At 59.1% G+C, this 20,581-nt stretch carries 21 protein-coding genes; 9 read left to right on the top strand and 12 right to left on the bottom strand.

What is annotated here, in order from left to right; translation table 11 throughout:
- The first annotated feature begins 115 nt into the window (after positions 1–115).
- The 4 genes from radC to mutM all read left to right on the top strand — a co-directional run bounded on the left by radC (position 116) and on the right by mutM (position 2,374).
- A complete protein-coding gene (gene radC / locus QOL81_RS23550; RefSeq protein ID WP_025304698.1) occupies positions 116–799 on the top strand; it encodes a RadC family protein in 684 nt (227 codons plus the stop codon).
- A gap of 262 nt (positions 800–1,061) precedes the next feature.
- Complete coding sequence (gene rpmB / locus QOL81_RS23545) at positions 1,062–1,298, top strand: 50S ribosomal protein L28 (RefSeq protein ID WP_004931195.1); 237 nt, start codon at positions 1,062–1,064, stop codon at positions 1,296–1,298.
- An 11-nt stretch (positions 1,299–1,309) separates the two neighbouring features.
- On the top strand, positions 1,310–1,477 hold the full coding sequence (gene rpmG / locus QOL81_RS23540; protein WP_002442576.1) for a 50S ribosomal protein L33: 168 nt from the start codon (positions 1,310–1,312) through the stop codon (positions 1,475–1,477).
- A gap of 81 nt (positions 1,478–1,558) precedes the next feature.
- Positions 1,559–2,374 carry a bifunctional DNA-formamidopyrimidine glycosylase/DNA-(apurinic or apyrimidinic site) lyase gene (mutM, locus tag QOL81_RS23535; RefSeq protein ID WP_070913802.1) on the top strand — a complete coding sequence of 272 codons (816 nt, stop codon included), beginning with the start codon at positions 1,559–1,561 and terminating at the stop codon, positions 2,372–2,374.
- Positions 2,375–2,377: 3 nt separating this feature from the next.
- Here mutM and coaD read toward each other — a convergent pair whose 3' ends face one another.
- From coaD to waaA, 3 genes are read right to left on the bottom strand one after another with little or no spacing between them, the layout of a single operon-like run.
- Positions 2,378–2,863: a pantetheine-phosphate adenylyltransferase gene (gene coaD / locus QOL81_RS23530; RefSeq protein ID WP_004931181.1), complete on the bottom strand. Its 486-nt coding sequence runs from the start codon at positions 2,861–2,863 to the stop codon at positions 2,378–2,380.
- A 3-nt stretch (positions 2,864–2,866) separates the two neighbouring features.
- The gene (locus tag QOL81_RS23525) at positions 2,867–3,640 is read right to left on the bottom strand and encodes a glycosyltransferase family 2 protein (RefSeq protein ID WP_038872579.1); all 774 of its coding nucleotides are present in this window, start codon (positions 3,638–3,640) and stop codon (positions 2,867–2,869) included.
- Positions 3,641–4,918, bottom strand: a complete 1,278-nt coding sequence (waaA, locus tag QOL81_RS23520) for a lipid IV(A) 3-deoxy-D-manno-octulosonic acid transferase (RefSeq protein WP_025304695.1) — start codon at positions 4,916–4,918, stop codon at positions 3,641–3,643.
- 125 nt (positions 4,919–5,043) lie between these two features.
- Between waaA and QOL81_RS23515 the strand changes: the two genes are divergently transcribed.
- Positions 5,044–6,057 (top strand): glycosyltransferase family 9 protein, encoded by a 1,014-nt coding sequence (locus tag QOL81_RS23515; RefSeq protein WP_049201837.1) that lies wholly within the window; start codon positions 5,044–5,046, stop codon positions 6,055–6,057.
- Between the two features lie 44 nt (positions 6,058–6,101).
- Here QOL81_RS23515 and QOL81_RS23510 read toward each other — a convergent pair whose 3' ends face one another.
- From QOL81_RS23510 to rfaQ, 3 genes are read right to left on the bottom strand one after another with little or no spacing between them, the layout of a single operon-like run.
- A complete protein-coding gene (locus tag QOL81_RS23510; RefSeq protein WP_060425001.1) occupies positions 6,102–7,202 on the bottom strand; it encodes a glycosyltransferase in 1,101 nt (366 codons plus the stop codon).
- 2 nt (positions 7,203–7,204) lie between these two features.
- Entirely contained in the window at positions 7,205–8,332 is a 1,128-nt protein-coding gene (locus QOL81_RS23505; protein ID WP_049270058.1) for a glycosyltransferase family 4 protein, read from the bottom strand.
- Complete coding sequence (gene rfaQ / locus QOL81_RS23500) at positions 8,329–9,411, bottom strand: putative lipopolysaccharide heptosyltransferase III (RefSeq protein ID WP_070913800.1); 1,083 nt, start codon at positions 9,409–9,411, stop codon at positions 8,329–8,331. The genes QOL81_RS23505 and rfaQ overlap by 4 nt, the downstream gene beginning before the upstream one ends.
- 210 nt (positions 9,412–9,621) lie before the next feature.
- Between rfaQ and QOL81_RS23495 the strand changes: the two genes are divergently transcribed.
- Complete coding sequence (locus tag QOL81_RS23495) at positions 9,622–10,578, top strand: polysaccharide deacetylase family protein (protein ID WP_060441451.1); 957 nt, start codon at positions 9,622–9,624, stop codon at positions 10,576–10,578.
- Between the two features lie 8 nt (positions 10,579–10,586).
- Positions 10,587–11,681, top strand: coding sequence for a glycosyltransferase family 9 protein (locus QOL81_RS23490; protein WP_060441452.1), 1,095 nt, complete (start codon positions 10,587–10,589; stop codon positions 11,679–11,681).
- Between the two features lie 36 nt (positions 11,682–11,717).
- Here QOL81_RS23490 and QOL81_RS23485 read toward each other — a convergent pair whose 3' ends face one another.
- The 6 genes from QOL81_RS23485 to rfaD are packed head-to-tail and all read right to left on the bottom strand — an operon-like array spanning position 11,718 to position 18,091.
- On the bottom strand, positions 11,718–12,695 hold the full coding sequence (locus tag QOL81_RS23485; RefSeq protein ID WP_070913799.1) for a glycosyltransferase family 2 protein: 978 nt from the start codon (positions 12,693–12,695) through the stop codon (positions 11,718–11,720).
- A complete protein-coding gene (locus tag QOL81_RS23480; protein ID WP_070913798.1) occupies positions 12,692–13,933 on the bottom strand; it encodes an O-antigen ligase family protein in 1,242 nt (413 codons plus the stop codon). Before QOL81_RS23480 ends, QOL81_RS23485 begins: the two co-directional genes overlap by 4 nt.
- Positions 13,934–13,961: 28 nt before the next feature.
- The gene (locus QOL81_RS23475) at positions 13,962–15,128 is read right to left on the bottom strand and encodes a glycosyltransferase (protein ID WP_060441455.1); all 1,167 of its coding nucleotides are present in this window, start codon (positions 15,126–15,128) and stop codon (positions 13,962–13,964) included.
- Entirely contained in the window at positions 15,125–16,090 is a 966-nt protein-coding gene (gene rfaC / locus QOL81_RS23470; RefSeq protein ID WP_047729607.1) for a lipopolysaccharide heptosyltransferase RfaC, read from the bottom strand. The genes QOL81_RS23475 and rfaC overlap by 4 nt, the downstream gene beginning before the upstream one ends.
- A gap of 2 nt (positions 16,091–16,092) precedes the next feature.
- Positions 16,093–17,139 carry an ADP-heptose--LPS heptosyltransferase RfaF gene (rfaF, locus tag QOL81_RS23465; RefSeq protein WP_060424986.1) on the bottom strand — a complete coding sequence of 349 codons (1,047 nt, stop codon included), beginning with the start codon at positions 17,137–17,139 and terminating at the stop codon, positions 16,093–16,095.
- 22 nt (positions 17,140–17,161) lie between these two features.
- Positions 17,162–18,091: an ADP-glyceromanno-heptose 6-epimerase gene (gene rfaD, locus QOL81_RS23460; protein ID WP_060424984.1), complete on the bottom strand. Its 930-nt coding sequence runs from the start codon at positions 18,089–18,091 to the stop codon at positions 17,162–17,164.
- A 239-nt stretch (positions 18,092–18,330) separates the two neighbouring features.
- Here rfaD and kbl point away from each other — a divergent pair, with 239 nt between their 5' ends.
- Positions 18,331–19,527 carry a glycine C-acetyltransferase gene (gene kbl / locus QOL81_RS23455; RefSeq protein ID WP_070913797.1) on the top strand — a complete coding sequence of 399 codons (1,197 nt, stop codon included), beginning with the start codon at positions 18,331–18,333 and terminating at the stop codon, positions 19,525–19,527.
- 9 nt (positions 19,528–19,536) lie between these two features.
- Positions 19,537–20,562 carry an L-threonine 3-dehydrogenase gene (gene tdh, locus QOL81_RS23450; protein WP_025304682.1) on the top strand — a complete coding sequence of 342 codons (1,026 nt, stop codon included), beginning with the start codon at positions 19,537–19,539 and terminating at the stop codon, positions 20,560–20,562.
- Positions 20,563–20,581: the final 19 nt, after the last annotated feature.

The following is a 20,581-nucleotide window of genomic DNA, read 5'->3' as shown; positions in this document are numbered from 1 at the left end:
AATGGCTGCAGGGCGTTACATTGTGCTTTGCGAAACACTTCGCAATGTTATCAAACACCTGTCGAACGTGCCGGGCAGCACATGGCATGCTGTAGCCCTTTCAGGGAGGAACACGATGAGCAACCCGATTGTGGCGTGCTGGCCGGGCGCGCTGGCGCCGCGTGAAAAGCTGTTGATGCAGGGGGCGGCGGCGCTGTCCGACGCAGAACTGTTGGCCATTTTTTTGCGTACCGGGCTGCCCGGCGTGCACGTGATGCAGCTGGCGGAGCAGCTGCTGCGCCGGTTCGGCTCGCTTTATCACCTGATGTCGGCCGATCATCAGGCTTTTTGCAGCCAAAAAGGCCTGGGGGACGCCAGCTATACGCAGCTGCAGGCGATTGCCGAGCTGGCGCTGCGCTTCTTTTCCAGCCATTTGTCGCAGGAAAACGCCATGCTCAATCCGCGCGTCACCCAGCATTATCTGCAAAGCCTGCTGGCGCATCGCGAGCGTGAGGTCTTTTTGGTATTGTTTTTAGACAATCAGCACCGGGTTATTCGCCATCAGGAGATGTTTGCTGGTACCATCAGCAGCGTCGTCGTCTACCCGAGAGAAATTGTGCGTGAAGCGTTGAAGGCTAATGCCGCCGCGCTGATTCTCGCGCATAATCACCCTTCGGGTAAGGCTGAACCCAGTCATGCCGACCGTTTGATAACGGAACAGGTGGTGAAAGCCTGTCAGTTATTGGAGATCCGAGTGCTTGATCATTTGGTGATCGGTCGGGGTGAATGCGTCTCTTTTGCCGAGCGCGGATGGCTTTAAGCGATTTTTTCGCGATCCTTGTGGGATCTTTAGCTGTTCGGGACTTGAGCACTTACGCTTCAGAGCGTATACTACGCCACCTTTGAGAATCTTGGGTTTGGCGCAAGAGCCTATCTCAGCAGGTTTCTGACCTGATGTGTGGTTTCTACCTGATGACGAGAGTCTCCTCAGTATGAAGTTTGCTGAGATGGGCTCTAAAAGCCTGACGAGGCGGCCATACCCTATACGAAGCTCGAGCTGATTTGATTTTTGGAGAATAGACATGTCCCGAGTCTGCCAAGTTACTGGCAAGCGCCCGGTGAGCGGTAACAACCGTTCCCACGCAATGAACGCGACCAAACGCCGTTTTCTGCCTAACCTGCACTCACACCGTTTTTGGGTTGAGGCTGAGAAGCGCTTTGTAACTCTGCGTGTATCTGCTAAAGGTATGCGTGTTATCGATAAGAAGGGTATTGAGACGGTTCTGGCCGATCTGCGTGCCCGTGGTGAGAAGTATTAAGGAACTGAATCATGGCTAAAGGTGTTCGCGAGAAGATCAAGCTGGTTTCTTCTGCTGGTACTGGTCACTTCTATACCACCACGAAGAACAAGCGTACTAAGCCGGAAAAATTGGAACTGAAGAAATTCGATCCAGTTGTCCGTCAGCACGTAGTATACAAAGAAGCTAAAATTAAATAATTTTAGTGGATTAATGAAAAACCCGGCCTTGGCCGGGTTTTTTGTTTTATAAAGGGTAGAAAACGTCGGAGGGGAAGCCAGATGCCTGAATTACCGGAAGTTGAGACGAGCAGACGCGGTATAGAGCCTTATCTTGTCGGCCACAGCATTCAGTATGCGGTGGTGCGCAACGCGCGCCTGCGCTGGCCGGTTTCCGAGCAGATCCTGACGCTGAGCGATCGGCCGGTGCTCAGCGTGCAGCGCCGGGCTAAATACCTGCTGATCGAGCTGGAGAACGGTTGGATTATCGTGCACCTGGGCATGTCGGGCAGCTTGCGCATGTTGCGCGAGGAAAACGAAGATGAAGCCGGCAAACACGACCACGTCGATCTGGTGATCAGCAACGGCATGATCCTGCGCTATACCGATCCGCGCCGTTTCGGCGCCTGGCTGTGGTGCGAAGATTTGGCGACCAGCAGCGTGTTGGTGCACCTGGGGCCGGAACCGCTGAGCGAAGCGTTCAACGGCGACTACCTGTATGAAAAATCACGCAATAAGCGCACGTTGATTAAACCGTGGCTGATGGATAACAAGCTGGTGGTCGGGGTCGGCAATATTTACGCCAGCGAATCGCTGTTCAGCGCCGGGATCTTGCCCGATCGTCCGGCGGGATCCTTGAGCAAAGCCGAAGCGGAACTGCTGGTGAAGACCATCAAGGCGGTGTTGCAGCGTTCTATCGAGCAGGGCGGCACGACATTGCGCGACTTTTTGCAGTCGGACGGCAAACCGGGGTATTTCGCACAGGAGCTGCAGGTTTACGGGCGGGCGGGAGAACCGTGCCGCGCGTGCGGCACGCCGATCGAATCCGCCAAGCACGGGCAGCGCAGCACCTTCTTTTGCCGCCGCTGCCAGCGCTGAGCATTACTCGGCGGCGAGCTTCGCCATCAGTGCCTGGGTGACCACGTCAGGCAGGAAAGGCGCGATATCGCCGCCGTGACGGGCGACCTCCTTCACCAGTGAGGAGGAGATGAACGACCACTCTTCGGAAGGCATCAGGAACACGCTTTCCAGCGTCGGCATCAAATGGCGGTTCATGTTCGCCAGCTGCAATTCGTATTCAAAGTCAGACACCGCACGCAGGCCGCGCACCAGGATATTGGCATTTTGGTGAGCGGCGAAGTGCGCCATCAGCTCGCTGAAGCCCAGCACTTCCACATTGTCCAGATGCGAGGTGACCTGCGTCGCCAACGCCACGCGTTCATCCAGGCTGAACAGCGGCTTTTTACTCGGGCTGGCGGCGATGGCCAGAATCACGTGATCGAACATCAGTGACGCGCGCGTCACTAAATCCAGGTGGCCGTTGGTCATGGGATCGAAGGTCCCGGGATAGATGGCTTTGCTGGTCATGATTCACTTCTCTGAGTAGTTGCGGCCCAATGCCCATAATGCGGCATATTTATTGAAGGTATATTGCGCGTTGACCACCGCTAACAGCAACCCCTGTTTGCCATCCAGGAAGCCGGCGCGCAGCAGCCAGGTTTTGACGAAGGCGCCGAGCGTATGGGTCAGGATAGACAGATAGCCGCAGCGCTTGCCGGCCCGGTGGCGCTGCGTGGCCCACTCTTCGGCGTAGCGCAGCTGTTTGCGCTGGAAGGCGAAGAAGTCGCGGCAGGTCAGGTGCAGCATATCACCGCTGAGGGGGATCACTTTGGCGCCGCCGATGTTCAGCGATTCGTGCACCAGATCGTCGTTATAACGATAGCGTTGGTTGGCGTACAGGCGGTTGACGCGGTCGGGATACCAGCCGCTGTGGCGCATGAAGCGGCCTAGAAACAGGTTGCGCCGCGCACAGCTGTAGACGGCGCCGTCGTCCGGCGCATTCAACACCCGCTCGATGGATTGCCGCAGCTCGGGCGTGACGCGTTCGTCGGCGTCGATCATCAAAACGTAGTCATGGCTGGCATAGCTTTGCGCCAGCTGACGCTGCTTGCCGAACCCTTGCCAGTCGGTGTGCGTGAAGACTTTGGCGCCCAGGCCTTCGGCGACGGCGACGCTGTCGTCCTCGCTGCCGGAGTCCAGCACGATGATTTCATCGGCCCATTCGACCGAACGCAGACAGTCCGGCAACAGCCCGGCTTCGTTTTTGGCGATCATCACCACCGACAGGCTTTTGCGGCTGCTCATTCAGTGACTCCGGGGCGGCAGGTGCGGTTCCAGCAGCTGCAGCAGGCGCTGCAACGCTCCCTGATTCTGATACAACACTTCCACCGCATGGCGGCCGTAGTAGCGCCGGTAGTCTTCGTCGGTCAGCAGGGTTTCCACTTCCTTCACCAGCGAATCCACGTCGGTCACGGTGATCAGGCCTTCGGCCTGCGAGAGCTTGGCGCAGATGTCTTTGAAGTTGAAGGTATGCGGGCCCATCAGCACCGGGATGGCGTGCGCGGCGGCTTCCAGCGGGTTGTGCCCGCCGCGTTCCACCAGACTGCCGCCGACAAAGGCCAGATCGGCGATGCCGTACAGCAGCATCAGCTCGCCCATGGTATCGCCGATCACCACCTGGGTGCTGCCGGACGGGATTTCGCCGCTGCTGCGCAGGGTGTAGCTGAAGCCGGCCTTCTGCACCAGCTCTTTGGCGGTCGGGAAGCGTTCCGGGTGACGCGGCACCAGGATCAGCAGCAGGTCGGGGTGTTTTTCCAGCAGTTTGCGGTGTGCTTCCAGCAGGATGGTTTCTTCACCGTCATGGGTGCTGGTAGCGATCCACACCGGGCGGCGCGGCGCCCATTGGCGACGCAGCGTAACGGCGCGGGCGGCCAGTTCCGGGGTGACGGAGATATCGAACTTCAGGCTGCCGGTTACGGCCAGCTGCGAGCGCTTCAGGCCCAGTTCGATAAACCGATCGCCGTCTTCCTGGTTCTGTGCGGCGATCAGCGTAATGCGGCGCAGCATATCGCGCATGAACCCGCCAATTTTCTTATAGCCGGCGGCGGAGCGGGCCGACAGGCGCGCATTGGCGATCACCAGGGGGATCTGCCGCTGATGCAGCGCGTTAATCAGGTTAGGCCACAGCTCGGTTTCCATGATGATCACCAGCTTGGGATTCACCTGGTCGAGGAAGCGGTTCATGGAACCGGGCAGATCGTAGGGCAGATAGACATGATGTACGTCTTTGCCGAAAGCGGACTGGACGCGTTCTGAACCTGTTGGGGTCATTGTGGTCACAGTTATCGGCAAAGCGGGGTAACGGTGGCGCAGTGCCCGTACCAACGGGATGGCCGCCAGCGTTTCGCCGACGGAGACAGAATGCAGCATGATGCCGCCTGGCACGACTTTCCCGGCGCAGAAGCCATAGCGTTCCGCCCAGCGTTTACGGTAGGCTGGAGCTTTGCGGCTGCGCAGCAGTAAGCGGAGCCAGATCAGGGGTTGGATGAGGTAGAGTAGTACCTGATATAAACGCAGCAACATTCTATCAATTTCATTTATATGGGTTATTCGGAATAGTACCATAACTGGAAGGGAAAGGCGCTAATTTGGTAACCTTGGGTGTCAGTTTCAGACAACCGGCGAGCGATTTCGCCGACAGGCTCGGAATGAAGAATATTTTAATTATTCGCCGCGACAACATCGGCGATCTTGTTTGCACCACGCCTCTGATTGAAGGGGTGAAAATTGCCTATCCGGACGCTAAAGTTTATCTGCTGATCAATAAAGTCAGCCAGGACGTTGTTAAAAACAATCCTCATCTCGAGAAAGTCTTTGTCTATAAAAAGGCCAAGCACAAGGCGAAAAATGAAACGACGTTGGGCGTTTATTTCGAACGCTTGATGATCTTCCTGAAGCTGCGAAAAATAAAGTTCGATGCGGTCATTCTGGCCAACCCGGTGCCTTGCAAATACAGCCTGCGTTTAGCGAAAATGGCCGGCGCCACTCATATCATCGGCGCCGATTTGGGCACGAAAGATATCCATCGCCCGTTCCGCAAGGACGATTTCCACGGTCAACATCAGGTCGAACATACCTACAGCTATTTATCGGCGATAACCGATCAATCCATTCCGATCCCGCCGGTGCGGGTGTTTCTGACGCCTGAAGAGCGGCAATTGGCGGCGCAACGGCTACAGGAGCGTCTGCCACCGGTCGAGCGCGTATGCGCCGTGCACATCAGCAGCCGCAGCCCGAAAAGGCGTTGGCCGGTTGAACGCTATGCCGAAATCATCAACCGTCTGGTTGCCGATCCCCACACCGGTGTGCTGATCTTCTGGTCGCCGCAGGGCACGCTGGCGCCGGACGACATCGGCGACCAGCAGCGCGCCGAACAGCTGTTGGCGCTGTGCCAAAACGAACGCGTCGCGCTTTATCCGACGGCCTCGGTGCGCGAGCTGTTGGGCGGGTTCGATTTATGCGACCGGGTGCTGTGCAGCGACGGTGGGCAGATGCATCTTGCCGCCGCGCTGAATAAGGACATGGTGGTGTTCTTTGGCGATACCGATAAAGCCTCCTGGCATCCATGGACCGGCCGTCATCATATTTTGCAGAGTGAGTCGGGGCACTGTGAAGATGTTTCTGTCGATGAGGTTTGGCAGAAAATGCAGGCGCTCAGCTAACGAATAAAATAAGGCAGGTATCCCCTGCCTTATTTATTTCTCTATTATTTTTCTTTCAGCTCAATATATTGACGGCAAATAGGCTCCAGCCCATAACTCAGCAATTGCTGTTGATTTATCTGCGGCGGATTGGCGTAAATTTCCGCCATTTTTTCTGCCAGCGACGCTTCGTTTAATTCCGCCAGCGCGTTAGCCATGCCAGCTTTTTCCAGAATTTCCGCAGGGCCGCCCGGGCAGCGAGTGCTGACCACCGGCGTGCCGCACAGCAGCGATTCCACCAGCACGTTACCAAACCCTTCGCTGTCGGAGCTGAGCACCAGCAGCGAAGCATGGCGAATAAACGGGTAGGGATTGGCCTGGAAACCGAGGAATAGCACGCGCTCTGCGATGCCCAGCTCTGTCGCCAGACGTTTGACCTCGGCGACTCTGGCATCATTCCCGGTGCCTATCAAGGCCAGTGGTGCCTGAATGCCCGAGTGCGCATAGGCTTTCAGCAGACGGTCATGCCGCTTGGCGGTGTGAAAGCGGCCGACGTGCACCAGATAGTCCTGGCCAGCCAGTTCGCAAGGCGCCGCCGCCTGTTGCTGGATGGCGTCGATGTCGAACGGGTTGTTGATGACCGCCAGCCGGCGTGGGCGAATCGGCAAGTTCTGCTGCAGATCGTCGCCAACCGCCCGTGAAACGGCGACGATATTTCTCCCTTGGTAAACGTTGGCGATTTTGCGCTGCTTCAGCCAGCGATCCAGGCCCTTGCGGTGGCCGAGATAGGAGGTGGAGAGAATGCCGTGAATGCAGAACCACAGGCGATCCGCGGCCAACCGCTTGCTGCGGCTGACGATGCGATCGGTTTTATGCAGATTGGAGAACACCAGATCGAACGCGCCGCGTTGGCGCTCGTGTTCGGCTATTGCCCGATCCAGCGCGGCGGCGCGGCGCGGCAGCTCGGTCAGCTTGCGCCAGGGGGCACGGCTGCGATCGGCCACCACCTGATAATCAATGCCTGACGGGATAGGGTAATTGCAGACGTCGCGCAGCGAGATCAGACTGACGTCATGCCCCTGTTGCTGCATGCCCTGGCACAGGGTCAGCACCACTTTTTCCGCGCCGCCTCCCGGCAGGCCGTCGATGATCATCAGAATACGCATAGCTAATCCAGTAACCGGTTATAGAGGGAAATCAGCTGTTCGGACAGATGCGCCGGCGTAGCCGTCATAATGCGCAATCTCGCCGCTTCGCCCATGGATGATCCCAGCGCCTGGCGCGGCAGCGCCCGAATGGCCTCTGTGATGGCCGGTACGTCGAGCGCGTCGGTCACGAAGCCGTTCTGGCCGGGGGTGATAAACTCGGCGCCGCCGCAGGTGGTGCTGGTGATAACCGGCAGGCCGCACGACATCGCTTCCAGAATCACATTCGGGAACGGATCGTACAGCGTCGGCAGGAGCAGCGCGTCCGCGGCCTGATAGAACGGCAAGGTCTGCTTCTGCACGCCCATAAAGTGAACCCGCTCGCCGCAGCCCAGCGACTGTGCCAGCGCCCGGTAGCGTTTTTCGGCCTTGTCTTTGCCGACCACCAACAGATGGCTATCGGTCGCCGCCACGGCGCGGATGGCGGCGGCCAGCCCTTTGCGCTCGAAACCGGAGCCGACGAAGATCAGGCAGTGCGCCCGTTGTGGTATCTGATACTGCTCGCGCAGACGTTGGCGCAGGGCCTCGTCGGCGGGCGGGAATTTTTGATTGTCGATGGCGTTATAGATCACCGTGATTTTGTCGGCGGGCACGCCAAAGTCGGCGATGATTTCCTGCTTGATCATCTCGGCGTTGCAGATGACGGCTTTCAGCTCCGGCGCGGCGTACATGGCGCGTTCGGCGCACATCACATAGCGGTGATAGCGATTGGAGAACAGCCATTTGCGGCGCCATTCCGGCAGCAGACGCGCGCGTTGCAGCAACCAGCGGCGGTGTACGCCGTCGCCGGCGCGGTAGATGTCGCAGCCGGGAATGCGCTCGTGGCTTTGCACCAGATCGAAACGCTCTTTCTGCCACAGCGCCCTGGCTGCCACGGCGAAGCCTCGCTCGCGGCTGATGCGGCCGAGTTTTAACGGGTTGCACAGGTGGATATGCCAGTTGGGATTGGCGTCACCCTGCCATTCGCGGGTGATGACGTTCAGATCGAGATCCTGTTGCTCCAGCGCCTCCAGGGCGCGGGAAACGAAACGTTCGGCCCCGCCGTCCGGGCGGTATTTTTGGCGAACGATCGCCAAACGAAATGCTTTCATGCCAGCGTGCTCCGCGCGGCTGCAATCACCGCGTCTGTAGGAATAAGGTCGAGATACCGTTCGTCGGTGCCGGTATCAATGGCGTCCGGATCGGGCAGTTCGCCGAAGTCGCCGGCCCAGATCACGGCGCCGGTAGCCTGCCATGGCCGCCAGAAAGTCAGCTTGGAAGGGCCGAACAGCGCCACACACGGCGTTTGCAGCGCGGCGGCCATGTGCATCGGCACCGAATCCACGCCGATAAACAGCTTGGCGTGGTCGATCAGGGCGGCCAGTTGGCGCAGCGTCAGCTGGCCGGCCAACGAGATCACGCCCTGCGGCGGGCAGAGCGCCAAAATGCGTTCTACCATGGCTTGTTCTCTGGCGTCGGGGCCGGAGGTGATCACCAACTGATGGCCATCGGCCTGCAAGGCGGCGAGGGTGGCGGCCATTTTCTCTTCGCTCCAGCATTTGAAGAACCAGCGCGAGGTGGGCTGCACCACAATATAACTGCCGGCGACGCCCTGTTTCTGCAACCGTTGCTCACAGGCCTGCCAATCCTGCGGATCGTAACTCATGGTCACATGATCACTGAGCGCGGGCAGGTTCAGCGGCGCCAGCAGCGAGAGATTTTGTTCGACGGTATGCAGGTGGGCGTGATTGTCGACCGGCACCAGCTGCGTGTGGCAGTGGCGCCACAGGAAGCCGCGGCGTTTGGGGAAATCGAAGCCCAGACGGATGCGCGCGCCGGTCAGGCGCGTGATAATGGCGCTGCGCCACTGATCGGCCAGGTTGACCACCAGATCGTAGCGCTGCGCCTTCAGGCGGCGCAGCAGCGCCAGCTCGTGCCCCAGATGCGCGCGGGTGCCCTGTTTTTTCCATTGGCGGTCGATGGCGAACAGCGTCGACAGTTCCGAATTGCTGGCCAGCATCTCCTGCGTTTCCTGATACAGCAGCACATCGATCTGCGCCTGCGGGTAGTTTTGCCGCAGGCTGCTGATGACCGGCGTGACCAGCAGCATATCGCCGTGATGGCGCAGTTTTATGATCAAAATACGCTGTATGGATGGGGCGGAAGTTGGGGCTGGCGCGTCGTTCATCATGAGTCGCTTTCTGGGAAACCAATCTTTGATTCTAAATGACCCGATCGCATGTGGCTACTGTTGCAAGGTTTTCTTGCCGGGCCGCAAAAAAATCGCCGGGCCGGGGACGAATGCGATTCAACGTTGTCCAAACCAGGCAGCAAAGTCGTTTGCCCTGGCGAAACGGCCTGCGTAACATAGTGTATTCTGTTGATATCAGGCTCGATATTCATGACTAAACCGGCGTTTCTCATCACCATTGATACCGAAGGCGATAATCTGTGGCAAAACCACGATCGCATCGCGACCGAAAACACGCGTTTCTTGCCGCGCTTTCAGGCATTGTGCGAAAAATACGCCTTCAAACCGGTTTATCTTACCAACTATGAAATGGCGATGGATCCGGCTTACGTCGAGTTCGCGCGCGACGTGATCGCCCGCGGCGCGGGAGAAGTGGGCATGCACCTGCACGCCTGGAACAGCCCGCCGCTGACGCCGCTCACCGACGACGACTGGCGCCACAAGCCTTATTTGATCGAGTATCCCGCCGATCAGATCCGCGCCAAGGTCGATCACATGACCAAGCTGCTGGAAGATGCCTTCCAGACCAAAATGCTCAGCCATCGCGCCGGCCGCTGGGCGTTCAACGAATATTATGCCTCGCTGCTGCTGGAATACGGCTATCAGGTGGACTGTTCGGTGACGCCGCGGGTCAACTGGCAGTTTTCGCCGGGCAATCCGCAGGGCAACGGCGGCACCGATTACACCCGGTTCCCGTCGCAGGCTTATTTCATCGATCCGCAGAACATTGCCAAACCGGGCGCTTCGCCGCTGTTGGAAGTGCCGATGAGCATTCAGTACAAGCACTCGGCGCTGATGAACGCGTTCAAGCAAGGTTATGACCGGCTGCGCGGCAAGCGGCGTTCGCCGTCCGTCAACTGGCTGCGGCCGAGTGGCGGCAACGTGGCCAAGATGATAAGCGTGGCTGAGGCGTCGCTGGCGCAGGGGCATGACTACGTCGAATTTATGCTGCACTCCTCCGAATTTATGCCGGGCGGCAGCCCGACGTTCAAAACCGAGCAGGATATCGAAGGGCTGTACCGCGATCTGGAGCAGCTGTTTGACTGGCTGCAGCAGCGTACGGTGGGCATGACGCTGGCCGAGTATTATCAACTTAAAGCGAACTAAGCACGCACATGTCGAAGAAATGGAAAATCAAGGTTGCCGACTGGTTCTTGCGGCGCTATACGGCGAAGTACGGCCGTTTTCAGGATAAGGCGACGTTCGACGGCGCCCAGCAGTTTGACAATATCGTTATCTATTCCACCACGGCGTTGGGCGACTTCATGTTCAACACGCCGGCATTGAGGGCGATGAGGGAACGCTACCCCAATGCGCACATCACGCTGGTGGTGCACAAGAAAAACCGCGAGCTGGTGGAAAACGGCCGTTATTACGATCGCGTGGTGTATTGGGACAGCAAGATCAAGACGATACGCCCATTGCTGAAATCGTTGCGCGAACATCAGCCGGATTTGGCGCTGATTCTGCACTCCCACCTGCCTTATGACATCATCAGCGCCGTACTGGCCGGGGCGAAGTACATTATCAGGGATAACTACAGCTCGGGCATTTGCGGGCTGGAGCCTTGGCTGACCAATTATATCTTCCATTATTACGGCCACTTTGTACGCCGCAAACTGGAGCTGATTTCCATCTTAGGCTGCCGCAGCGACGATCCGACGATGGAAATTCCCGTGGATTATCAGCGCGGCGTCAAAAGCAGCGAGCATCCCACCATCGGTTTTCAACTGGGGGCGTCAACAGAGTCGCGTTGCTGGCCGGTTTCGCACTATGCGCGGCTGGCCGATGAGCTGGTGGCGAAGCACCCCAATGTGCGCATCGTGCTGATTGGCGCACCGTTCGACGACGGCAAGGCCAAACAGTTTATGAGCCTGATCGGCCCGCAAACGCAGGCCTGCGTGGATAACCAGATCGGTAAAACGGGGCTGCAAGGCTTGCTGACGTTGATCGACAGTTTCCATGTTCTGGTCACCGGCGATACCGGGCCGCTGCATCTGGCAGTGGCGTTGAAGGTGAAAACCATCAGCCTGTTCGTGACCGCCGACTCACGCTCCACCGGCCCGATTCAGGATGCTGAACTGCACCGCATCATTCAGGTGTCGCGTACCGGCTATACGATGCCGCTGGAGGCGGAAAGCCCGATGGGGGTCATCCAGCCGCAGCGGATTTATGATGAGCTGGTCGCGCACGTGCCTTTAGCGCGCTGAGGGAGCAACGACGCATCGGCCGCCCGGCCGATGCGGTTAGTGCGGCTTGCGCCCGCGCAGCTTCGAAAGAAAGGTATCCACTCGCGCATAGCGCATCTGGCGGACTTTTTTGCCCGGCACGTCGCTGTTGTGGCAGATATCGGCGGCGCGGCGCAGGATGTGCAGCGTTGCCGGCGCGTAATGATAATAGCCGTATACCGCCTTCGACATGCTTTTCACCTCGGAAAAGCAGTTGGCCAGCATCAGGGCGGCCAACCGGCGCAGCGGCTCATCCCCGGGATGCTGCGCCACAAAATGCAGCATCTTCTCCATGGCGAACAGCAGATCTTCAATATCTTTGGGTTTGATATTGCGAGTGATGCCTTGGCTGTTATCCCGATAGAAATAGAGCTCGCAGTCCAGATGGGCGATGCGGCGGGTTTTGAAATACTGAAAAGGCGTGAAAATCACGTCTTCATAGCGCCTGCCGTCTTCGAACGTTTCCCCTTCCAGCAGCGAACGTTTATACACGCGGCTCCAGAGATGCCACATCGAGCGTGCGAAAAGCGGTTGCAGGCAGCCGAGCCCCAACTGTGAAAAGTCGTAGGCTACGGGCTGCGCCGCGCGGTTATCCGGCGTCGGCGGATGCTCGGTGAACTTCTGATAATTAAAGTCGATCAGGTCATCTTCACCGGCGGTAAGCAGGGGCCGCAGGATTGCCAGATAGTCGTCGCTCAGCAGATCGTCGCCGTCGAGGAAGGTGAGATAGCGGCCGGTGGCCAGCCGTAAGCCGACATTGCGGGCGTGCGCAATGCCGCCGTTGGGCTGTGAAGTAAAGACCACGCGCGGGTGCCGCCGCTGCGCCAGATATTGGCTGACCAGCGCGCCGGAGGCGTCGGTGGAGCCATCATCGATGATCACCACCTCAATATCGTCGCTAATCTGCGCAAATAACGAATCCAGCGCAGCGATAACGAACGCTTCATTATTATAAAACGGCACGATAACGCTGAGCAGCGGCTCCTGAGGATTCACGGGGTGGGCTCCTGAACAGGGGGCTGTTTCGGGACGGAAAGAACGGCGGCGATCAGCGCCAGGCAGAATATGACGGTGCCTTCCGTGCTGAAGAAGATGACGTCGCTCAGGCCGTAAACGAACAGGCTGGCGCTGACGCTCAGCAGCAGCGCGTTGCGCTGCGGCCGGAAGGAAGAGAAGAACAGGCTGATATAGAGCGCCAGCAGCAGCAGTACGCCCCAGATGCCCTTGAGCGAGTAGGTTTCCAGCAGCTCGTTGTGCAGGTGGACGTTGATGTAGGGCATGACGCCAGACAGGCGAGGTTGCTGTGCGACCATCGCACGGATCTCTTCACCGCGCTGTTCGGCGGATTGGCCCCAAGGGGCTTGTGAACCGGTGCGCCATGCCAGCGTTTGCATCGACAGCCGTGAAATGATCGAGTTTTCAGTCTGTGGCTGATCCATCAGACGCATATCGGTCTCAAAGGCCTGAATGCGTTCTTCTATCTGCGGTTTAAACACCAGGCCGCAGGCTACGAGCAGCAGCGGTACCGAGGCCACCAACGCGAGTTTGTGTTTCCTGGAAACCAGCTGCTTGGTCGCCAGCAGCGACAGGCAGACCGCTACCGGGTAGACCAACATGGCCGCGCGCGTGCCGGTGAGCACCAGCGCAGAGAAGGACAGCAGGAACGCAGCGATGTACAACGCCAGGCGGTAGCGGGTGCGCAGCATCAGGATGGCTTGCATCATCACCAGATCGATGGCGGTCATCAGGTAGGCGGCGACCGTGGCGCGATCGAAGTTGAGCTCTACGCGCGGGATATCCAGCCGCAATCCCTGATAGAGGGAATAGGCGTTGACCGCCAAGCCGGTGGCGAGAGCCACGACGATCAGCAGGCGCTGCATGCACAACCGCTCATTGAGCGCGATCAGCAAAATGAAAGCGGTCGCGAGCTGCAGTTTGCCGGTCGACATATAAGAGCGATAAATATTGATGTACTCACCCGGCTGTTTGAAGTGATGCATCCAGAGGATGGTTCCCATGCCCACGCTGAACATCAGTGCGGGCAGCAGCAGATTTCTCGCGTTGCTGAAGTAGTAGCGCGGGTACAGGCAAACGGCGATAAAGGCGATGTAGCTGGAAACGTAAAACAGATTGCGTCCGGTCGCGGAACCGAAAGGGATGGTGCAAAAAGCGATGGCGCACCCCAGATAGATCAGATAGCTGAAGGCAGGGTGCGGCGTTCTGTGTTTTAGCATCGGGCGTGTTTTCCGGCTCACGTTTCAATTAAGCGATAAAGGATCGCAGCGTGTCGTCGAACTCAGCTTTGAACTGAGCATAGTTGAAATGTTCCGCAGGATAGCGCTGCGCATTTCGGCTCAGAGTCTGGTAGGTTTCGCGCGCCAGCAATTTCTCAACCGCATCCGCACAGTCGAGATGCGACAGCAGCTTGGGCGCGACCAGGCTGTCGGTCAACGGATCGTAGACCTCATGCGGGAAGTCGACCTCGATATTGGTGAGCTGCCGGTGTTGTTCGACGGTGACCGACGGCGTCAAGCCAATGCCGCAGACGCCGTCCTTGACCGCTTCCGGCTGGCCGTCAACCTGCGGGAAAATGACCGGCACGCCGAAATAGAGCGATTCCATGCAGGACAAGCCGAACGGCTCGGTGATCGGCGTGCTCATGTAGATGTGCGTGCGATTGAAGAAGCCGGCGACGTCATCCTGATAACCGCTGAAGGTGACGCGGTCGCCGAGCTGAAGCCGGGCCGCCAGCGCCTCGAACGCCGCGCGATCCGGCCCTTTGCCGGCCACTTCCAGCGTGACGTCATGCCCGCGCCGCAGCAGTTCCTGCATCATTAATAATGAAACGCTGATGCCTTTCAGGCTGACCAGGCGTGAAGCGGTGCCGATCCTGACCGGCTGCGACAGCGTTTTCGGCGCAGTGTCGATCCCCGCCGGCGTCTTGATGCGGTTGATCACCACGTGATTTGGGCAAGGCAGATTAAAACGCAGCTCCATCACCCGCTTCGACGCGTGCGAGGCGGAAATGACGCCGTCCAGCATGGCGAAGAAACTCAGCGTCTTTTTATTCTTGGGGTAACGCCAGGAGCAGCCGTGATCGTAGTAAACCAGTTTGCCGCGTTTGGGTTTGGCCGCCAGCCCCGGCACCAGGTCCCAGACGATCACCACGTCGGCGTTCGCCCGCTCGATTTTCCACTTCAGCAAAAATTTGCGCAGGAACTGCGGGCAGCGTAACGGCAGCGCATTGATCAGGCGGTTGGCGAAGGTGACGGGCTGATGCGCAGGCAGCTGGCGGCGGATCTCTTCGCCAATGTCGCCGCTGATGCACAAGACCTGGTTGCTGCCGTCGGTGGTATCGTTGATGTACTGCAGGAACAGGCGTTCGACGCCGCCCATTTTACCCAGGTTGATAATATGCAGTTTTTTCATGCTATAACCTTTTGCAACGCCTGCCATGCCGTATCGGCGTCGATTGTCGCCATGCTTTTTTCCGGCGAAATCAGCGAGTGCTGATTTTGCCCGTAGCCGCCGATCAGGCCGGGATCGGTCGGCCCGAACAGCGTGATGTTGGGTTTGTCGAGCGCGGCGGTCAAATGGCTGAGCCCGGTGTCGACCGAGACCACGCCCTTGGCGCCGGCCAGCACCTCGGCCACCTGCTGCAGGCTGAGCTTCGGCAGCACTTCGACATGTGAAAAACCTTCCGCCAACCGCAGCGCGCGCTGATGTTCATGCTCTGCGCCCCACGGCAGTTTGATCTTCAGCCCGCTGTCGGCCGTCAGCGCGATCAGCTCGCGCCAGTTCTGCTCCGGCCAGTGCTTGTCGTCACGCGTCGTCGCGTGCAGAAACACCAAATACTGCCCGGCATCGGCCGGCGGGCGGCTGAGAAAGCGCGCGGCGATGGCGTAATCGCCGTAGCTGCCCGGTTTGTCGTAACCGAGGCTTTTGGCGAACAGCTCACGGGTGCGTTCCACCGCGTGCTGCTGTTTGTCTATCTCATGGCGCACGTTGTAGAACCAGCTGGCGAACGGCTCGCGCGCGCTCTTGCAGTCCGGGCCATGTTTGTTGCCTTTGGCGATGCGCGTGATCAGCGCGGCGCTTTTGATCAGGCCCTGAGCGTCGATCACCACGTCGTAACGGCGTTCTTGCAGCGCGCGCTTGAAGTCGCAGCGCTGTTGCCGGGTGTCGTTGCCGAACCAGTTCTTGCGCCAGCGGCGAATGGCCACCGGGATCACGCGATCCACCGCCGGGTGCCAGGTGGGGATTTGGCTGAAGCCTTCTTCCACTACCCAGTCGAAGCGGATATCGGGAATGGCCTGCAGCGCGTCGGTCAGGGCGGGCAGCGTATGCAGCACGTCCCCCATCGAGGAGGTTTTTACGATTAACACCTGCATGACTATTCCTCGCTGGCGACAAGTAACGGCGTCAGCGCGTCCAACACTTGCTGCGGCTGAATATCGATCAAACTTTGGTGGTACCCCTGCTCGGCATCGCCCTTACGCACCTTGTGGTAGCCGCTGATCAAGCGAATGACCCGCGCCTTGTCGGAGAGCGGCGGCGTGAAGTCGGGGCTGCTTGGGCCGTACAAGGCTATCAGCGGTTTGTTCAACGCTGCGGCAACGTGCATTAAGCCCGAGTCGTTGCTGACCACTGCCCGGCAGGCCGCGATCAGGATCACCGCCTGCTCCAGCTGGGTTTTTCCGGCCAGGTTAAGGCAGAAATCGCGCGCGTCTTCCTGCAGCGCGGCGCGGATCTGTTCGCCGGCCTCGTGGTCTTTCGCCGAACCGAACAGCGCTATTTGATAGCCGCTCTCGATCAGCCGCTGAGCCAGTGTCGCGTAGTGATAGTGCGGCCAGCGTTTGGCGGGGCCGAACTCTGCGCCCGGGCAGAAGCCGACGATCGGTCGGCTGCCGGTCAGGTTGAACGCTGCGGTGGTGTCGGCGATTTCTTCGTCGCTCACCTGCAGCTGCGGCCACAGCAGCGGCTGCGGCAGATCGTCGGCGCGCTGAATGCGGCCTTTGTCATAGGCCAGCGCCACGTAGCGCTGCACCATCAGCGGGAAGGCCGCCTTGTCGAGCACGCGGACGTCGTTCAGCAGGCCGTAACGCATTTCACCCCGCCAGCCGGTACGCTGCGGGATATCGGCAAAGAAAGGCACCAGCGCGGATTTGAACGAGTTGGGTAGAACGTAAGCGCGATCGTAACGGTTGGCGCGCAGGGCCCGCCCCAGGCGGCGACGCTCGCCGAGCCCCAGCGCGCCGTGGCCCAGCGGCATCGCCAGCGCCTGATTGACTTCCGGCATGCGCGCCAGCAGCGGGCGGCACCAGGCCGGCGCCATCACATCGATCTCCGCCGACGGGTATTCGGCCTTCAGGGTGCGATAGAGACTTTGCGACATCATCATGTCGCCAACCCAAGAAGGGCCGATAACCAGTATTTTCATACCCAGCGTTAATTCCTTCAGCTTATGCGGTGCGGTTCAACCAGGTCATGTACTCTTTCACGCCTTCGGCGACCGTTTTGAACGGTGCGTCGTAGCCGGCGGCGCGCAGCTTGGTCAGATCGGCCTGGGTGTAAGCCTGATAGCGGCCCTTCAGCTTCTCCGGGAACTCGATGTATTCCACCGCGCCCTTCTGGTGGAAGTCCACCACCGCGTCGGCCACCGCCTGGAAGGTTTCCGCCCGGCCGGTGCCGCAGTTGAAGATGCCGGATTTGCCGGTTTCCCAGAACCACAGGTTAACCGCCGCTACGTCGCCGACGTAGATGAAGTCACGCTTGAAGTTTTCGCTGCCGGCGAACAGCTTCGGGTTTTCGCCGCGGTTGAGCTGGGTATTCAGGTGGAAGGCGACGCTGGCCATGCTGCCTTTGTGGCCTTCGCGCGGGCCGTAAACGTTGAAGTAGCGGAAGCCGCAGATCTGCGAGTCCGCTTCCGGCAGGATCTCGCGCACGTACTGGTCGAACAGGAATTTGGAGTAGCCGTACACGTTGAGCGGCGCTTCATACTCCCGCTCTTCGATGAACTCTTCGCGGCCGCCGTAAGTGGCGGCGGAGGAGGCGTACAGGAACGGGATTTCGCGATCCAGGCAGTAGTGCAGCAGGTCTTTGGAGTACTGATAGTTATTGTCCATCATGTACTTGCCGTCCCACTCGGTGGTCGCGGAGCAGGCGCCTTCGTGGAAGACCGCTTCGATATCGCCCAGATCGTCGCCGGCCATGATGCTGGCAATAAAGTCTTCTTTATCGATATAGTCGGCGATGTCCAGATCGACCAGGTTGACGAACTTGGTGCCGTCTTTCAGGTTATCCACCACCAGGATATCGCGATATCCCTTGTCGTTCAGTGCCTTAATGATGTTGCTGCCGATCATGCCGGCGCCGCCTGTGACGATAATCATTGGGTTACCCCTGCTAAGCTGCTGGTGGAGCACAATGCCCCACGCTCAATGGCGGTTATCATAGCATTTCATGCCGCGGCAAACAGCGGAAGGGCTCCGAATATCCCGCATTGCCATTGAAGCCCGCCTTTTGCCGTGATATCTGCTGCAATTTTAATATTCTCTCCCGCGCATTCTCGTCAGTTTGGTTACAAATCAGTAAAATATGCCGCAAATAGCCCAATCCTGGAGATAACCGAATGTCAGCGTCTTTTTATCAGCAGTTGGAACAACAGCTTGCCGCCACTCGCAGTGAAGGGCTGTTCAAGGAAGAACGCATCATCACCTCCGCGCAACAGGCGGATATCGCCGTTGCCGACGGCAGCCATGTGATCAACTTCTGCGCCAATAACTACCTGGGTTTGGCCAATCATCCGGCGCTGATCGCCGCCGCCAAGTCGGGAATGGACAGCCACGGTTTCGGCATGGCGTCGGTGCGCTTCATCTGCGGCACCCAGGACAGCCACAAGCAGCTGGAACAGAAACTGGCGGCTTTCTTGGGCATGGAAGACGCGATCCTGTACTCCTCCTGCTTCGACGCCAACGGCGGGCTGTTCGAAACCCTGCTGGGCCCGGAAGACGCCATTATCTCCGATGCGCTGAACCACGCGTCGATCATCGACGGCGTGCGCCTGTGCAAGGCCAAGCGCTATCGCTACGCCAATAACGACATGACCGAGCTGGCCGCACAGCTGAAGCAGGCCAAAGCCGACGGCGCGCGTCACATCCTGATCGCCACCGACGGCGTATTCTCGATGGACGGCGTGATCGCCAACCTGAAAGGGGTCTGCGATCTGGCGGACGAGTATCAGGCTCTGGTGATGGTGGATGACTCCCACGCGGTGGGCTTTGTCGGCGTCAACGGGCGTGGCACCCATGAATACTGCGAAGTGATGGGCCGCGTCGATATCATTACCGGTACGTTAGGCAAAGCGCTGGGCGGCGCTTCCGGCGGCTACACCGCCGCCAAGAAAGAAGTGGTGGAGTGGCTGCGCCAGCGTTCGCGCCCGTACCTGTTCTCCAACTCGCTGGCGCCGGCGATCGTCGCCGCGTCGATCAAAGTGCTGGAACTGCTGGAAGAGGGCGACGCCCTGCGCGATCGCCTGTGGGCTAACGCGCGTCTGTTCCGCGAAAAAATGACCGCCGCCGGCTTCACATTGGCCGGCGCCGATCACGCCATCATCCCGGTCATGCTGGGTGAGGCGAAGCTGGCGCAGGAATTCGCCAATGCGTTGCTCAAGGAAGGCATCTATGTGACCGGTTTCTTCTATCCGGTGGTGCCGAAAGGCCAGGCGCGCATCCGCACCCAGATGTCCGCCGACCACACCCCGGAGCAAATCGAACGCGCAGTGGCGGCGTTTACACGTATCGGTAAGGATCTTGGCGTTATTGCATAAGGTAAAACCATGAAAGCACTGTCAAAACTGAAAGCGGAAGAAGGGATTTGGATGACCGACGTGCCTCAGCCGGAGCTGGGCCACAACGACATCATGATCAAAATCCGCAAAACCGCGATCTGCGGCACCGATGTGCATATCTACAACTGGGACGAGTGGTCGCAAAAAACCATTCCGGTTCCGATGGTGGTCGGCCATGAATACGTGGGCGAAGTGGTGGCGATCGGTCAGGAAGTCAAAGGTTTCAGCATCGGCGATCGCGTGTCCGGCGAAGGCCATATCACCTGCGGCCACTGCCGCAACTGCCGCGGCGGCCGCACGCACCTGTGCCGCAACACCGTCGGCGTGGGCGTGAACCGTCCGGGCAGCTTCGCGGAATACCTGGTGATCCCGGCGTTCAACGCCTTCAAGATCCCGGATAACATCTCCGACGAACTGGCTTCGATCTTCGATCCGTTCGGCAATGCGGTGCACACCGCGCTGTCGTTCGATCTGGTCGGTGAAGACGTGCTGGTCTCCGGCGCCGGCCCGATCGGCATCATGGCGGCGGCGGTGTGCAAACACGTCGGCGCCCGCCATGTGGTGATCACCGACGTTAACGAATACCGTCTGGAACTGGCGCGCAAGATGGGCGTGACCCGCGCGGTGAACGTCAGCAAGGAAAACCTCAACGACGTGATGGCCGAGCTGGGCATGACCGAAGGGTTCGACGTCGGTCTGGAAATGTCCGGCGCGCCGCCGGCGTTCCGCACGCTGCTCAATGCGATGAACCACGGTGGGCGTATCGCCATGTTAGGCATTCCGCCTTCGGACATGTCGATCGACTGGAACCAGGTCATCTTCAAAGGGCTGTTTATCAAAGGGATTTACGGCCGCGAAATGTTCGAAACCTGGTACAAGATGGCGGCGCTGATCCAGTCCGGGTTGGATTTGACCCCGATCATCACCCACCGCTTCTCGATCGACGAGTTCCAGCAGGGCTTCGACGCCATGCGCTCCGGCAAGTCGGGTAAAGTGGTGCTGAGCTGGGATTGATCTTGGCAAACGTGAAAAG

Origin of the sequence: Serratia sp. CC22-02 (assembly GCF_900182895.1) — a bacterium.
In the GTDB taxonomy this organism is placed as follows: Bacteria; Pseudomonadota; Gammaproteobacteria; order Enterobacterales; family Enterobacteriaceae; genus Serratia; species Serratia nevei.
Note: the sequence above shows the minus strand (reverse complement) of the source record. Positions and strands in the feature narration are given on the sequence as shown.

What these genes read in the sequence shown, in the direction of transcription:
- QOL81_RS23525 (WP_038872579.1), bottom strand. Translation starts at nt 3,640, where the DNA reads ATGAGCAGCCGCAAAAGCCTGTCGGTGGTGATGATCGCCAAAAACGAA.
- kbl (WP_070913797.1), top strand. Translation starts at nt 18,331, where the DNA reads ATGTCAGCGTCTTTTTATCAGCAGTTGGAACAACAGCTTGCCGCCACT.
- rfaD (WP_060424984.1), bottom strand. Translation starts at nt 18,091, where the DNA reads ATGATTATCGTCACAGGCGGCGCCGGCATGATCGGCAGCAACATCATT.
- rpmB (WP_004931195.1), top strand. Translation starts at nt 1,062, where the DNA reads ATGTCCCGAGTCTGCCAAGTTACTGGCAAGCGCCCGGTGAGCGGTAAC.
- QOL81_RS23475 (WP_060441455.1), bottom strand. Translation starts at nt 15,128, where the DNA reads ATGAAAAAACTGCATATTATCAACCTGGGTAAAATGGGCGGCGTCGAA.
- QOL81_RS23515 (WP_049201837.1), top strand. Translation starts at nt 5,044, where the DNA reads ATGAAGAATATTTTAATTATTCGCCGCGACAACATCGGCGATCTTGTT.
- rfaF (WP_060424986.1), bottom strand. Translation starts at nt 17,139, where the DNA reads ATGAAAATACTGGTTATCGGCCCTTCTTGGGTTGGCGACATGATGATG.
- tdh (WP_025304682.1), top strand. Translation starts at nt 19,537, where the DNA reads ATGAAAGCACTGTCAAAACTGAAAGCGGAAGAAGGGATTTGGATGACC.
- QOL81_RS23495 (WP_060441451.1), top strand. Translation starts at nt 9,622, where the DNA reads ATGACTAAACCGGCGTTTCTCATCACCATTGATACCGAAGGCGATAAT.
- QOL81_RS23510 (WP_060425001.1), bottom strand. Translation starts at nt 7,202, where the DNA reads ATGCGTATTCTGATGATCATCGACGGCCTGCCGGGAGGCGGCGCGGAA.
- coaD (WP_004931181.1), bottom strand. Translation starts at nt 2,863, where the DNA reads ATGACCAGCAAAGCCATCTATCCCGGGACCTTCGATCCCATGACCAAC.
- rfaC (WP_047729607.1), bottom strand. Translation starts at nt 16,090, where the DNA reads ATGCAGGTGTTAATCGTAAAAACCTCCTCGATGGGGGACGTGCTGCAT.
- radC (WP_025304698.1), top strand. Translation starts at nt 116, where the DNA reads ATGAGCAACCCGATTGTGGCGTGCTGGCCGGGCGCGCTGGCGCCGCGT.
- mutM (WP_070913802.1), top strand. Translation starts at nt 1,559, where the DNA reads ATGCCTGAATTACCGGAAGTTGAGACGAGCAGACGCGGTATAGAGCCT.
- QOL81_RS23490 (WP_060441452.1), top strand. Translation starts at nt 10,587, where the DNA reads ATGTCGAAGAAATGGAAAATCAAGGTTGCCGACTGGTTCTTGCGGCGC.
- waaA (WP_025304695.1), bottom strand. Translation starts at nt 4,918, where the DNA reads ATGTTGCTGCGTTTATATCAGGTACTACTCTACCTCATCCAACCCCTG.
- rpmG (WP_002442576.1), top strand. Translation starts at nt 1,310, where the DNA reads ATGGCTAAAGGTGTTCGCGAGAAGATCAAGCTGGTTTCTTCTGCTGGT.
- QOL81_RS23480 (WP_070913798.1), bottom strand. Translation starts at nt 13,933, where the DNA reads ATGCTAAAACACAGAACGCCGCACCCTGCCTTCAGCTATCTGATCTAT.
- rfaQ (WP_070913800.1), bottom strand. Translation starts at nt 9,411, where the DNA reads ATGATGAACGACGCGCCAGCCCCAACTTCCGCCCCATCCATACAGCGT.
- QOL81_RS23505 (WP_049270058.1), bottom strand. Translation starts at nt 8,332, where the DNA reads ATGAAAGCATTTCGTTTGGCGATCGTTCGCCAAAAATACCGCCCGGAC.